Origin of the sequence: Mycolicibacterium sp. TUM20985, from assembly GCF_030295745.1 — a bacterium.
GTDB lineage: Bacteria > Actinomycetota > Actinomycetes > Mycobacteriales > Mycobacteriaceae > Mycobacterium.
Map to the genome: position 1 here is coordinate 5,095,846 of NZ_AP027291.1, position 12,805 is coordinate 5,108,650.

Annotated in this window: 12 protein-coding genes; 4 read left to right on the forward strand and 8 right to left on the reverse strand. The window is 70.0% G+C overall.

What is annotated here, in order from left to right:
• Positions 1–10 precede the first annotated feature (10 nt).
• The 3 genes from QUE68_RS24940 to QUE68_RS24950 are packed head-to-tail and all read right to left on the reverse strand — an operon-like array spanning position 11 to position 3,013.
• Entirely contained in the window at positions 11–1,141 is a 1,131-nt protein-coding gene (locus tag QUE68_RS24940) for a nitronate monooxygenase (RefSeq protein WP_284229091.1), read from the reverse strand.
• Between the two features lie 58 nt (positions 1,142–1,199).
• A complete protein-coding gene (locus QUE68_RS24945) occupies positions 1,200–2,240 on the reverse strand; it encodes an NAD-dependent epimerase/dehydratase family protein (protein WP_284234973.1) in 1,041 nt (346 codons plus the stop codon).
• Complete coding sequence (locus tag QUE68_RS24950; protein ID WP_284234972.1) at positions 2,237–3,013, reverse strand: S-methyl-5'-thioadenosine phosphorylase; 777 nt, start codon at positions 3,011–3,013, stop codon at positions 2,237–2,239. The genes QUE68_RS24945 and QUE68_RS24950 overlap by 4 nt, the downstream gene beginning before the upstream one ends.
• Positions 3,014–3,074: 61 nt before the next feature.
• Here QUE68_RS24950 and QUE68_RS24955 point away from each other — a divergent pair, with 61 nt between their 5' ends.
• The 3 genes from QUE68_RS24955 to QUE68_RS24965 are packed head-to-tail and all read left to right on the forward strand — an operon-like array spanning position 3,075 to position 7,728.
• Positions 3,075–6,122: an arabinosyltransferase domain-containing protein gene (locus QUE68_RS24955; RefSeq protein ID WP_284234971.1), complete on the forward strand. Its 3,048-nt coding sequence runs from the start codon at positions 3,075–3,077 to the stop codon at positions 6,120–6,122.
• A 23-nt stretch (positions 6,123–6,145) separates the two neighbouring features.
• Entirely contained in the window at positions 6,146–7,015 is an 870-nt protein-coding gene (locus QUE68_RS24960) for a 1,4-dihydroxy-2-naphthoate polyprenyltransferase (protein WP_284234970.1), read from the forward strand.
• Positions 7,016–7,062: 47 nt separating this feature from the next.
• Positions 7,063–7,728, forward strand: a complete 666-nt coding sequence (locus QUE68_RS24965) for a hypothetical protein (protein ID WP_284234969.1) — start codon at positions 7,063–7,065, stop codon at positions 7,726–7,728.
• A gap of 32 nt (positions 7,729–7,760) precedes the next feature.
• On the opposite strand, the gene QUE68_RS24970 is transcribed toward QUE68_RS24965, so the two are convergent.
• Positions 7,761–8,042, reverse strand: coding sequence for a DUF4229 domain-containing protein (locus QUE68_RS24970; RefSeq protein WP_284236122.1), 282 nt, complete (start codon positions 8,040–8,042; stop codon positions 7,761–7,763).
• Positions 8,043–8,153: 111 nt separating this feature from the next.
• Between QUE68_RS24970 and QUE68_RS24975 the strand changes: the two genes are divergently transcribed.
• Complete coding sequence (locus QUE68_RS24975; RefSeq protein WP_454786309.1) at positions 8,154–8,315, forward strand: hypothetical protein; 162 nt, start codon at positions 8,154–8,156, stop codon at positions 8,313–8,315.
• Between the two features lie 13 nt (positions 8,316–8,328).
• Here the strand turns inward: QUE68_RS24975 and QUE68_RS24980 are convergent, their stop codons facing one another.
• The 4 genes from QUE68_RS24980 to QUE68_RS24995 are packed head-to-tail and all read right to left on the reverse strand — an operon-like array spanning position 8,329 to position 12,768.
• Positions 8,329–9,462, reverse strand: a complete 1,134-nt coding sequence (locus QUE68_RS24980) for an AAA family ATPase (RefSeq protein ID WP_284234968.1) — start codon at positions 9,460–9,462, stop codon at positions 8,329–8,331.
• A gap of 2 nt (positions 9,463–9,464) precedes the next feature.
• Positions 9,465–10,448 (reverse strand): c-type cytochrome biogenesis protein CcsB, encoded by a 984-nt coding sequence (gene ccsB, locus QUE68_RS24985; protein ID WP_284234967.1) that lies wholly within the window; start codon positions 10,446–10,448, stop codon positions 9,465–9,467.
• The gene (gene resB, locus QUE68_RS24990) at positions 10,445–12,019 is read right to left on the reverse strand and encodes a cytochrome c biogenesis protein ResB (RefSeq protein WP_284234966.1); all 1,575 of its coding nucleotides are present in this window, start codon (positions 12,017–12,019) and stop codon (positions 10,445–10,447) included. The genes ccsB and resB overlap by 4 nt, the downstream gene beginning before the upstream one ends.
• The gene (locus QUE68_RS24995) at positions 12,016–12,768 is read right to left on the reverse strand and encodes a cytochrome c biogenesis CcdA family protein (RefSeq protein WP_454786516.1); all 753 of its coding nucleotides are present in this window, start codon (positions 12,766–12,768) and stop codon (positions 12,016–12,018) included. The genes resB and QUE68_RS24995 overlap by 4 nt, the downstream gene beginning before the upstream one ends.
• Positions 12,769–12,805 lie beyond the last annotated feature (37 nt).

Below are 12,805 nucleotides of genomic sequence, written 5' to 3' on the forward strand. Positions count from 1 at the left end.
ACGAACCGCGTCACTCGGGCAGTGAGTTGCCCAGCCGCTGCGCTGCCGCAAGGTAGTCCTCGATGAACTCCAGCACCACGTCGCGCGCGGGTTTCACTTTGTTCATCAATCCGACGCCCTGCCCGACGAAGTACGTCGCCAACTGCCTTGCGCCGGGATGCCCCTGATCGGCGAGCGCGTCGATGCGCCGCAGCACCGGCTCGCTCAGCATCGACTGCAACGGCAGCGGCAGCGTCGGGTGCCCGTCGGCGTTCGGCGCCCAGGCGTCGGTCCAGTCCGAGACCAGTTGGCGCGACGGCTTTCCCGTGCGACCCGCCGAACGCACGGTGTCGCGGGACGTCGCGGCGAGCATCTTCTGCACCGTGTGTGGCGCGGTCTCGGCCTCCTCGGTGGTCAACCACACCGAACCGGTCCATGCCCCGTCGGCACCCATCGCGACGGCTGCGGCCATCTGACGGCCCGTGACGATCCCACCCGCAGCGAGAACGGGGATGTCGATGCCGATCGCCGCCAACGCGTCCAGGACCTCGGGGATGAGCACAAGCGTGCTCACCTCGCCGCAGTGCCCGCCGGCCTCGGTGCCCTGCGCGACGATCAGGTCGACACCCGCGGCCACCTGCTTGACGGCGTGTTCCTTGGCGCCGACTAACGCGGCGACCGGCACCCCGCGCTCGCGGCCCGCCTCGATCATGTAGTCCGGCGGCACGCCGAGGGCGTTGGCGATCAGCTTGATCGGGTGACTCATCGCCACGTCCATCAACTCCCGGCCGGTGTCGCCGGTCAACGCCGATCCGCCGAGACGCGGCTCCGACTCGCTCTCGATACCGTGCTCGGCCAACAGCCGGGTGACGAAGTCCCGGTACTCGGCGGGGATCCGGTCCACCAACTGCGTGCGGGACAGGTTCTCGCCCTTCCCCTCGAACTTCGCGGGGACGATAATGTCGGCGCCGTACGGCTTGCCGTGCACGTGCTCGTCGATCCAGGTCAGCTCTTGGTCGAGTTGCTCGGGCGTGTAGGCAGTGGCACCGAGCACGCCGAAACCGCCGGCGTTGGTGACCGCGGCCACGACGTCGCGGCAGTGGCTGAACGCGAAGAGCGGAAAGTCGATGCCGAACCGTTCGCAGAGCGCTGAGGTAGTCACCTGAACATTCTCCCGTCGCTTCGCTCGCCCCGGCTCAGAGTATTACTAACCGCAGTTACTAGCCGCGCAGCGGCGCGAACGCGAACTCCCGCAGCCCGTCCGACGGATCGACCGCCGCCCGGAAGCCGAGCACGTCGGCCGCGGCGGCGGGATCGGCCACGATGTGGCGGACGTCGCCGCTGCGGTACTGGCCGGTGACGACGGGCGGCTGCCCATCGCGGGCGGCGCAGATCTTCGTCGCCACGTCCAGGATGGGGATCGGCCGTCCCGAGCAGACGTTTAGGGCGGTGAAGCCCGCCAGCCCTTCCGCGTCCGCGGCCACCGCCGCGGCGTTGACGGCCGCCACGTCGTCGACGTGGACGAAGTCACGCATCTGGCCACCATCCTCGAATACCCTTGGCGGCTCGCCTCTTTCGATGGCCGACCGAAAGATCGCCGCCACCCCCGAGTACGGCGTGTCGCGCGGCATCATCGGTCCGTAGACGTTGTGGTAGCGAAGCGCGACCACCGACCCGCCCGTCGCCTCCGCCCACGCGAGCGAATAGTGTTCCTGCGCAGTCTTACTGGCGGCGTAGAGGCTGCGCGGCCGCAGCGGGGCGTCCTCCCCCACCAGGCGCCAGCGCAGCTCTTCGCCGCCGAGCGGGCAGCGGTGCTCGAAGACACCGGCGTCCAGGTCGGCGATGGTGCGCGGCAGCGGATCGACCGGACCGTGCACCGGGCAGTCGTAGCCGCCCTGGCCGTAGACCACCATCGACGACGCCAGCACCAGCCTGGTGCAGCCCGCGGCGAACATCTCGGCGAGCAGCACCGTCGTCCCATAGTCGTTGTGGCTGCCGTAGTTCGGGGCGTCCGACGCGTCGACGCCCGCGCCGACCACCGCCGCCTGATGGCAGACCACGTCGACACCCGGCAGCAGCGACGCGATCCCCGACGCATCCCGGACGTCGACTTCCAGCACGCCGTCCGGCGGCGTGGTGGCGTCGCCGTGCGCGGCGGACAGCATCGCGTCGAGGGCGACCACCTCGTGGCCGGCATCGGTGAGCGCCGCGCACACCTTGCTGCCGATGAAACCCGCTGCGCCCGTGACGAGAACCTTCACGGCAGCTCGATGGGCAGCGTGACACCCTCGTGCGGGCGGCAGTGCGCGCAGGTGCGTTCGGCGGGCACCTGATCGATCGCCTCGTGCACCAGCTTCTTGAACGGCACCAGGTTCTTCTCGAACTCGGCGAAGACGTCCACCGCCGTCACGCCGGCCCCGGACTCGATACCCGCGTCCAGATCGGTCACCAAGGCGATTGCGGCGTAACACATCTCGAGTTCACGGGCGAGCACCGCCTCGGGGTAACCGGTCATGTTGACCAGCGTGAAGCCTTGGCTCGCGAACCAGCGGCTCTCCGCGCGCGTCGAGAACCGCGGCCCCTGGATCACCACCATGGTGCCGCCGTCGACCACGCCGGGAAGATCGGCCGCGTTGGCCCGCAGGCTCGGGCAGTACGGATCGGCGAACCCAACGTGGATACCGCCGGCGTCGAAGTAGGTGTCGGCCCTGGCGCTGGTCCGGTCGACCAGCTGATCGGGTACCACCATCGAGCCGGGACCGAGGTCGGGCGTCAGGCTCCCCACCGCGCACGGTGCGAAGATCCGGCGCACGCCCAGCGCGCGCAGTGCCCACATGTTCGCGCGGTACGGCACCGAATGTGGCGAGAACTCGTGGTTGGCCCCGTGCCGAGGCAGGAACGCCACCTCGTGGCGACCGACCGTGCCGACGGTGATGGCGCCGCTTGGCGGGCCGTACGGGGTGTCGACGCTGATGCTGCGGGCATCCGCGCCGAAGAACGTGTAGAAACCGCTACCGCCGATCACTGCGAGCATCTGCCCATTGTGGTTCATGCTCGGAGCAGCTCGGACGGCGAGGTTGGATCATGACGATGGTGTGACGACCGAGTGGCGATCCGCCCGCCGGCAAACAACGGCTGACAACCTTCTATCGGCCTCCACCACCGAACCGGCAAGGTATGCACTGACTACGTCACCGACGGCCGACCGCCGAACCGCAGGCACCTGGCTGATTGCTCTGCTGGGACTGATCGGCGTACTGGCCGGGTGCGCGCTGCCCTTCGCCCCGGTCTGGGTCGACACCACGACCGTGACCTGGCCTGCGCCCGGTCAGGCGGTCGCCCCGAGCTCGGCGGTGGTGGTGCCGTACCGGCCGACCGAGCTGAAGGCCACCATCGGCTGCCCGGCACTGCGTGCGGCGAGGGCCGCAGGGCCGTCGGTCACCGCCCTTGCGACCGGCAGCGGGCCGGGCGCGCTCGTCGTGACCGCCGACACCGCACGCATCGGCCAGACTCCGGTCGATGTCCGTCCCACCGGGGTCACCGACTGTCGCGTCGTCGTCACCGCAGGCCCCGGCGGCGTCTCGGTCGTCGCCCCCGACGGGCGCCGCACCGACCTCGCCGACCAACCGGTGCCCGAGGTCTTCGGCTTTCGCACCGACCTGGCTCCGGCCGACGCCGCCGGCATGTCCGTCACCATCCGCATCACCGACCCGTTCGCCACCACACCGAGCGCACTGAAGTACGGGCTCATCGCGGCGCAGCTGGTCGCCGCGGGCCTCCTCCTGGCGGTGTGGTGCCGGCGGCCCGGCCCCCGACGCCGCCGGCGGGTGCGGTGGCGGCGCGTGTGGTGGGTCGACGTCGCGGTGCTCGCGACGCTGGCCGGGTGGGCGGTGATCGGGCCACTGGCCGTCGACGACGGCTGGGCGTCGACGATCGCCCGCAACGTCGTCGCGACCGGCAACCCCGGCAACTACTACCGGTGGTGGAACGCCGCGGAGGTGCCGTTCGCGTTCAGCCAGGAACTGCTCGCCCCACTGACGACCGTCAGCATCGCGCCGCTGTGGTTGCGCCTGCCGAGCACGCTGCTGGCAGTGGTGACGTGGTTCGTCCTCAGTCGCGGCGTACTGGGCGCGGCGCTGCCGGTCAGGTCGCGCACGGGCCGGATCCGCCTGCTCGCGGCCGCCTGCCTACTGGCCGCGTGGCTGCCGTTCAATCTCGGCACCCGGCCGGAGGCCTATGTGGCCCTCGGGGTGACGGCCGCGCTGGCCGTCGCGATGCGTGCACGCAGCATGCGCGAGCTGAGCCTCCTCGCCCTCATCGTGGGCCTCGTGGTGCCGATCAGCCCCTCCGGCGTGCTGGTCGCGGCGCCGATCGTGGGTTATGCGCCCCGCCTGCTCCTGGCACTGCGGGCGACGGCGCCCACCCGATGGCGCCTCGGCGCCCAGCTGCTGGCGCTGGCCGGTGTCGCCGCGGTCGGGCTGGTGGTGATCTTCGCCGATCAGACGTGGGACGCCCTGATCACCGCCAGCGACTGGCACACGTTCTACGGGCCCGCGCTGCCGTGGTACGACGAACCGGACCGGTACCGCTACCTCCTGGGATCCGATCAGCAGGGCAGCGCGCCGAAGCGACTGCCGGTCCTGTTGGCGCTGAGCATGATTCCGATCGTCGCCCTGCTGGCGGTCCCGCGCCGGTATCGCGACTTCGGGGGCCGCACGGCGCTCAGGCTCGCGGCAGTCGTGGTGCTCGCCCTGCTGCTCTTCGCCGTCTCGCCCTCGAAGTGGTCCTATCACCTGGGTGCGGTGGCAGGGCTGTTCGCGGCGTTGCTGGTGGTGGGCGTCGCGCTGGTGGCGCGTCGCGCCCGCACCCCCGACCGCTATCTCGCCGTCGTCGGCGTCGCCGGATCGGCGCTCCTCGTCGCCGCGGTCTGCGTGGCGTTCGACGGTCCGAACGCGTGGTGGCTGCCCTTCGTCTACGATGTGCCGTGGGCTACGGAACCGCCTCGGCCACTTGGCATTCCACTGAACAGCCCGTTGCCGTGGCTGGTCGCGGTGGTCGCCCTTTCGATCCTGGTCCACCGTGGGCGTCACCTCGGGCGGGGGTCGGCGGGCAGCCCCGCGGTCGTCGTCCCGCTCGCGCTCGGCGTAGTGCTCGCACTCCTGCTGGGATCGTTCGTCGCCGCGCCACTGCGACGGCCCGAGGGCTCGCTGGCCATGATCAACCTGCACCGCATCGAGGGCAGCCGGACGTGCGGCCTGGCCGACGACGTCCAGGTCCTCCCCGACGGGCCGGTCCTGCCGGTCTCAGCCGACGGCGGCGAGCAGTCGACCGGCTTCGACCGGCAGGCGGGCTTCCTGCCCGCCGCACCCCCGCCCGATCCGCCGGGAATGGGCACGTCGGCCTACCTCTGGGGCAGCCGCGCTCCCGACGAGCGGGCCACCGGCACCCTTACGAGCGCATGGTTCGTCCTGCCGCCGCAGCCCGCGAATGGCGGTGTGGCCGTATCGGTGTCGGGTCGCACCGACGGCGCGAACCGACTCGGCTTCGAGTTCGGCCGGTCCGACGAGGCAGGCGTCATCCCGCTGGGTGACCTCGTCCCCGTCGACAGACCGGCGGTCGACGAGGATCCCGCGCACCCCCTCTGGCGGTCGATAGGGGTCGACTCCGCCGACTTCCCCACCGGCGCGGATCGCGTCCGCATCCGCGCGGTCGACAACCGCGTCGACCCCCTGGGCTGGCTGGCCGTCACCGGACCCCGGTCGCGCACGGCGATCGGGCTGACCGACTTCCTCGCGGACCAGGGGCCGGTGTTGGTCAGTTGGCCGTCGGCGTTCCTGTTCCCCTGCATCCGCGACACCGTCACGGTATCGGCCGGGGTGGCCACCACACCGCGGACGGTGATCGAGTCACCGCGCCCATGGCTGGCCGACGACCGTCGCCGCGAGATCGGCGGCGCCTGGGCCGCGCTCACCGACTCCGGCGTGCTGCACGAGGTTCCCAGCCGCCTCGTCGGCCACCCCGACGTGGACTGGGGCAGCGTGCAGGTGTCCGACGCCGCGGCCCTCGACGCCTACCAGCGCACGGTGTCACGCACGCTGGTGCCGGGCCTCGGCGGTGCTCCCCACCCGCCCCCCGAACGCTGAGTCGCCATGCGACGATGACCGGCGTGGCCAGTCTCGCGCAGTGGGTCGAGGGCGCCCGTCCGCGGACGCTGCCCAATGCAATCGCCCCGGTGATCGCCGGTACGGGGGCAGCGGCGTGGCTCGGTGACGCCGTGTGGTGGAAGGCCGTCCTCGCATTGATCGTCTCGCTGGCCCTGATCGTCGGGGTCAACTACGCCAACGACTACTCCGACGGCGTCCGCGGCACCGACGACGTCAGGGCGGGTCCGCTGCGGCTCGTCGGCTCGAAGCTGGCGTCACCGCGCGCCGTCGCGAGCGCCGCGGCGCTGAGCCTCGCGGTGGGGGCCGCGGCCGGCTTGGCCCTGGCCCTCGTCAGCCAGCCCTGGCTGATCGCCGTCGGGGCGGCGTGCATCGCCGGGGCGTGGCTGTACACCGGCGGTTCCAAGCCCTACGGCTACATCGGTCTGGGCGAGGTCGCCGTCTTCGTGTTCTTCGGCCTGGTGGCCGTCCTCGGCACGCAGTACACGCAGGCGCTGCGCGTGGACTGGGTCGGTGCGGTGCTCGCCGTCGCGATGGGTGCGCTGTCGTCGGCGGTGCTGGTGGCCAACAACCTTCGCGACATCCCGACCGACCGGGAGTCCGGCAAGATCACGCTGGCGGTACGACTCGGCGACGGGCGCACCCGGCTGCTGTATCAGGGGCTGCTGGCGTTGGCCTTCGTGTTGACCCTGGCGCTGATGCTCGCGACGCCGTGGTGCGCCGTCGGCCTGGTGGCGCTGCCATTGGCCGGCCGGGCCGCCGCGCCGGTGCGGTCCGGCCGCGGGGGCAAGGATCTCATTCCCGTGCTCCGCGACACCGGCCTGACGATGCTGGTGTGGTCGATCGCGGTGACGGCGGCGCTGGCGCTCGCCTAGCGCCACGTCCGGTGCGGGCCCGGGCCCGGCAGTGGCATCCTGGCGTGATGGGCATCGTGTTTCGGTTGGCGGAGCTTCTGCTGCTGCTGGTGCCCGTGGCAGGCGTGGTCATCGCCGGAGTGAACATTTGGCAGCGGGTGCAACGGTCGTCGTCGCCCGATGCGCAGGACCGTGCGCCCGACGACCAGAACCCCGCAGGCACGCCCGGAAATCCCGCCGCCATGTGGCGCATCATCACGCGCACCCTCGACGAGCACGCCAGGACCGACACCCGCTGGATGGAGTACGAGCTCGACACGGACAAGCTCCTCGACTTCCCGATGATGACCGACATGCGCGCCCCGCTCACGACGGCGTTCCACAAGGCCAAGCTGCGCGCAGAGCTGTTGCGGCCGGCCAAGGCCGAAGACCTGTTCGACGACCGCGAGTCCGCCGCCCAGTACCTCGCGGCCGTCGAGGACTACACGACGGCGTTCGACGCGGCCGAGGCCGAAGCGGTCCGTCGGCGCCGCAGCGACTTCTCCGCCGACGGGCAGCAGCGCCTGGCCCGCGCCCGCAGCCTGCTGAGCGTCGCCTCGGATTCCGCTGCGACGCAGAACGAACGCGAGCGTGCCTACGAACTCGCCTGCAAGGAACTCGACGGGCTGGTCGTGCTGCCGTCCACGACGCGGGCGGGCATCGAGCGCGGGATCGCCGGCGAGCTCGACGGCTGATCGCCTCTCACATCGGCGACGTCATACTTCCGTCACACGTCGCGGGGCTCGTCACCGCGCAGGCGCGCGCGGAGCTGTTCGCGGTCGTGACGGCGGCGTTCGTCGATCACGGCCATGCTCGCCGTCGCACGGCGGCGCAGGGGGGCGAACAGCCAAATGCCCAGGGGCAGAGCGATCACGATCGCGAAGAGCAGCGGCACGACGATGGGAAACTCGTCGATGCCCAGCAGGTGGCCGCCGAGATAGATCGCCGCCGTGAGCACGACCACCAGCAGAAGGCGCGCCACCGTGTAGATCACGACGTCGACCACCATCCGCGAACCGGGTCGTTCTCCGGTCGTCTCGCTCTTGTCCTCAACTGCATCCGCACCTGACACGGACCCGAGCCTACCGACGGCGCGTATATTTACAGCAAGGAGGTTTTTGTGCTGCAGTTCGTTCTCCTCATCGTCATCCTGGCGTCACTTGCCTACGGCGCCTGGCGTCTGGTGCGGGCGACCGCCAACCGGCCGGGGACTAGAACCATCGGGCCCGATGACGACCCGGATTTCCTCAACCGGCTCAACCACGGCAAGGATCCTCGCTGAGCGGGTTCGAGTTTCAGTGGGCGCCGGGAAATCCGCTGGCCACTACGGCGGCCAGTTCCAGCAGCGCGTCGCGAGTCTCGGGCCGCAACCGTTCCAGGCTGATCTCGGCGCCTTCTTCGAGGTGCGGATCGAACGGCACCTGAAGCACCGCCTTGCATCTGCGGGAGAAGTGGTCGACGACCTTTTGTTGGTCGACCCTCGAACCACCCCGACCCGCTTGCGGCCGAACGGCGTTGATGACGGCGAGCGAATTGGCCACCAACTGCTGGTAGCCGTGCGCGTCGAGCCAGTCGAGCGTGGCCGATGCACTGCGCGCGCCGTCGACGGAACCCGAACTGACCACGATCAGGACGTCGGCGTTGTTCAGCACGGCCGACATCGCCGAATGCAGCATCCCCGTGCCGCAGTCGGTGAGTACCAGGCTGTAGAAACGTTCGAGCACCTCGAGCGTCCGCTTGTAGTCGTCACTGCTGAACGCCTCGGACACGGCCGGATCACTCTCGGAGGCAAGGACTTCCAGCCGACTTGGGCCCTGCGAGGTGTAATTGCGGACGTCGCTGTAGCTGTTGATCCCCTCGGCGTCGCGCAGCAGATGGCGGACGGTCGACGGTGTCTCGAGCGGTACCTTCTGGCTCAACGTGCCGCGGTCGGGGTTGGCGTCGACGGCGATGACGCGGTCACCCCGCGCCGAGGCGAACGTCGCACCCAGCGTTGCGGTGATCGTCGTCTTGCCGACCCCGCCCTTGAGTGACAGCAGCGCGATCCGGTAGCAGCCGCGCAGTGGCCGGCTGGCCTGTGCGGTGAGCTCCTTGCGGCGGATCGCCTGGCGGCCTTCACCGAGGTTCACCACGGTGAACGAACCCAGGTAGAGCCAGCGCCGCCACCCCGAGCTCGGCTTGCGCTTGGGCTGGCCGAGCAGGGCGACGGTCGACAGATCGAGATACGGCGGCGTCTGCACGTCGGGCTCGGGCCGCGCCGGCGGGACCTGCGGCACAGGTGGCGCCTCGGACGCCTGGGACAGCCGCACGACGGGCATGCCGTGCGGGGGTGTCGGTGCCGTCCACTCCGGCGGGATGGCCTCGGACGGGTCGCTGAACCGTTGTTGCGAACGGAAGTTCGGCGATTGGTCGGACGACGGAGGACTCAACCTCAGCCCACCCCGGCATACGAGTGCAGCCCGGTGACCACGAGGTTGATGAAGAACAGGTTGAAGACCATCGCGACGAACCCGACGACGTTGATCCATGCGGCCTTGCGGTCCCGCCAGCCCGCGGTCGAGCGGGCATGCAGATACGCGGCGTAGACGACCCACGCGATGAAGGCGACGGTCTCCTTGGGATCCCAGCCCCAGTAGCGGCCCCACGCCTCCTCGGCCCAGATCGCGCCGAAGATCACGCCGAAGCCGAAGATCGGGAACGCGAAGATCGTGGTGCGGTAGGCGATGCGGTCCAGCGTCTGGGCGTCGGGCAGCCGCTGCAGGATCGCGGCCACCCTGCCCTCGCGGTCGGGTTCGCCGAGCGGCGACATCTTGGCCAGGAACAGCATGCTCGCCACGCCGGCGACCAGGAAGACCCCCGAGCCGAGACTGACGACCGACACGTGAATGGGCAGCCAGTAGGACTGCAGTGCCGGCATGACGGGTGCGGCGTTGGAGTACAGCCACTTTCCCGAGACGGCCAACAGGATCAGCACGGGCAGGAGCACGAACGCCCACAGGGCGCGGTACTTGGGCCGACGCAGGGTGATGGCCGCCGCGACGAGCCCGCAGAGGCAGGTCAGGTTGATGAACTCGTACATGTTGCCCCACGGCACGCGTGAGGTCGCGAGCCCGCGCAGCACGATGCACGCCAGAAGCATCGCCGTACCGACGTAGACCAGCGCGAGTCCGGCGCGGCCGATCCGTTCGTCGAACGGGCGCTTGGGGGTGTCGACGACGACGCCGGGCTGAGCGCTGTTGGCGGTGACCGCACCCACGCCCGCCGACACCAGCTCGCGGGCGTCGGCCCGGCGGCTGCCGCTGTAGGCGAGTTCCACGGCGAGCAGGAGAAGGGCGATGAGCAGCACGACCAGCGTCGAGGTGAAGGCCAGGTCGGAGAGTCGGGCGAGCCCGATGTCGATGTTGGGCGTGTTCACGAACGCTCTCTCCCGCCTGTCTCCGCCGATGGCACCAGCCGTGCGGTCAGCTTCTCGAACTCGTCGCCCCACCCGGAGTTGTCCGTGCGGGCGAGACCACCAAGCTCGACTTCAACGGTACCCGCCGGCCCCGGGCTGATCCGAACCCATACCCTGCGACGACGCACCACCAATGACACCAGCAGGCCGGCCATCATCGCCATCGCCGACACCAGCACCCAGATCTGCGCCGGGTCGTGCGACACCTGGACGTTGATGAACGGCACGGCGCCGTCGAAGCTCACCTTGGTGCCGTCCTTCAGCTCCGTGGACTGGCCCGCCTTCAGGTTGACCCTGGCCTCCTTGTTGAGCCGCTTCTGCTCGATCAGCCGGGAGTCGAGGGTGAACAGCGACTGCGGCCGCCCGGTGTCCAGACCCGTGTCACCGCGATAGATGTCGACGGCGACGGCCGGATCGTTCAACTCGGGGAAGCTCGACGACAGCAGCTTGCCGTCGAGCTGTTCGGTCGGCGCCAGCAGGCCCTGGATCGCGATCTGGTTCTTGCGTCGGGTGCCTGCGTCCGGATACGTGCCACCGGGCGGGTCGACGCGGATGACGCCCGACGACAGCAGGGTGATCGGGTCGTCGGGCCGCCACTGCAGGGTCTGCGTGCGGGTCTGACCGTCGGGGAAGGTGACGGTGAACGTCGGGGCGTAGCCGTGGCCCTGCAGGTAGAGCCGGTCCCCGCCGAGGCGTAGAGGATGGTTGACCTCGAGCCGGTACGGGCGCCAGGTATCGCCGGCGAGGTCGTCACCGGCCTGGTACTCGACGTTGGCCGCGAAGCTCAACGCCTGCCCACTCGGCAGGTAGGTGGCGTCGAAGTCGTTGACGCGCAGGCAGATCGGATTCAGCGAGGTCCCGTCGACCGTGTTGCCCGCGCGGAAGGAGTCGAAGGCCGCCGGTGACGCCGAGCAGAAGCCCGGCCCGCCGTTGGCCACGACGATGACGTTGCCCTCGTAACCGAACAACTTGCCCGCGGCCACCGCGACCAGCAGACCGAGCAGCGAGAAGTGGAACACGATGTTGCCGAACTCGCGGAAATAGCCCTTCTCCGCTGATATTTCAATGGTGTCACCGTCATGGCGGCTGACCCGTCGCCAGCCCTTGAGGCGTTGCTCGACCTCGGCGGCGACGGCCTCCGGTTGACCCGGTGCGGACACGGCGGCGTGCTTGGGCAGCCGCGTCAGGTTTCGGGGCGCGGCGACGGGTGTGGCGCGCATGCTCTTGACGTGCTCGGCCAACCGCGGCGTGAGACAACCGACCAGCGAGATGAACAGCAGCGCGTAGATCGCGGTGAACCAGAAACTGGAGAACACGTCGAACGCCTGCAGGCGGTCCAGCCACGGGCCGATCACCGTGTGCTCGGCGAGATAACCCTGCACCTTGGACTCGTTGAGGCTGCGCTGGGGCAGCAGCGCACCGGGAATAGCCGCGAGCGCCAGCAGGAACAGCAGCACCAGCGCCGTGCCCATCGACGTCAGGGTGCGCCAGGTGTTCCTGGCATATGCGGCAAGGCGTTTCAGCACCCTCATAACGGCAGCCGCACGTCGCTGACGAACGCATCCCGCACCCAGGAGACGAAGTCGGCCCACAGGCCCGACACCAATGCGATGCCGACCAGGATCAACAGCACGCCGCCGAAGATCTGGATGCCCCTGGTGTGGCGGCGCAGCCAGCCCAGCCCCTGAACGGCCCGCGAGGAACCGAACGCCAACAGCAGGAAGGGAATCCCCAACCCCAGGCAGTACGCGATGACGAGTACCACGCCACGCGCCACGCCGGCACCGTCGGTGGCCGACGCCACCGCGATCACCGCCGTCAGCGTCGGGCCGAGACACGGCGTCCAGCCGAGGGCAAACACCGCCCCCAGCAGCGGCGCGCCCCCGATGGTGGACAGCAGCTTCGGCGTGAACCGCGCCTCGCGTTGCAACGCGGGGACGAACCCGACGAACACCAGGCCCATCGCGATCGTCACCACACCGCCGATGCGTTGCAGCAGAAGCTGATTGGTGAGCAGTGTCGTCGTCAACCCCAGTACCGCCACGGTGCCGAGCACGAACACGACGGTGAACCCGGCCACGAACAGGGCGGCGGCGCCGACCACCCGCAGCCGTGCGGTCCTGACCGTGACGGCGCTGGCATCGCGGTCGTCGACGCCGACGACCGCCGCGAGATAGGACAGGTAGCCGGGTACCAAGGGCACCACGCACGGGGAGGCGAACGACACCAGTCCGGCGAGGACGCTGACGAGCAGGGCGAGCACCAGCGGCCCGGCCGACATCAAGCCGCCGACCTGGTCCAGACTCACCGCGAGAGGC

Coding starts and splice junctions, on each gene's coding strand:
- QUE68_RS24950 (WP_284234972.1), bottom strand. CDS start 3,013: ATGCTCGCAGTGATCGGCGGTAGCGGTTTCTACACGTTCTTCGGCGCG.
- QUE68_RS24965 (WP_284234969.1), top strand. CDS start 7,063: ATGGGCATCGTGTTTCGGTTGGCGGAGCTTCTGCTGCTGCTGGTGCCC.
- QUE68_RS24970 (WP_284236122.1), bottom strand. CDS start 8,042: ATGGTGGTCGACGTCGTGATCTACACGGTGGCGCGCCTTCTGCTGGTG.
- resB (WP_284234966.1), bottom strand. CDS start 12,019: ATGAGGGTGCTGAAACGCCTTGCCGCATATGCCAGGAACACCTGGCGC.
- QUE68_RS24995 (WP_454786516.1), bottom strand. CDS start 12,768: ATGTCGGCCGGGCCGCTGGTGCTCGCCCTGCTCGTCAGCGTCCTCGCC.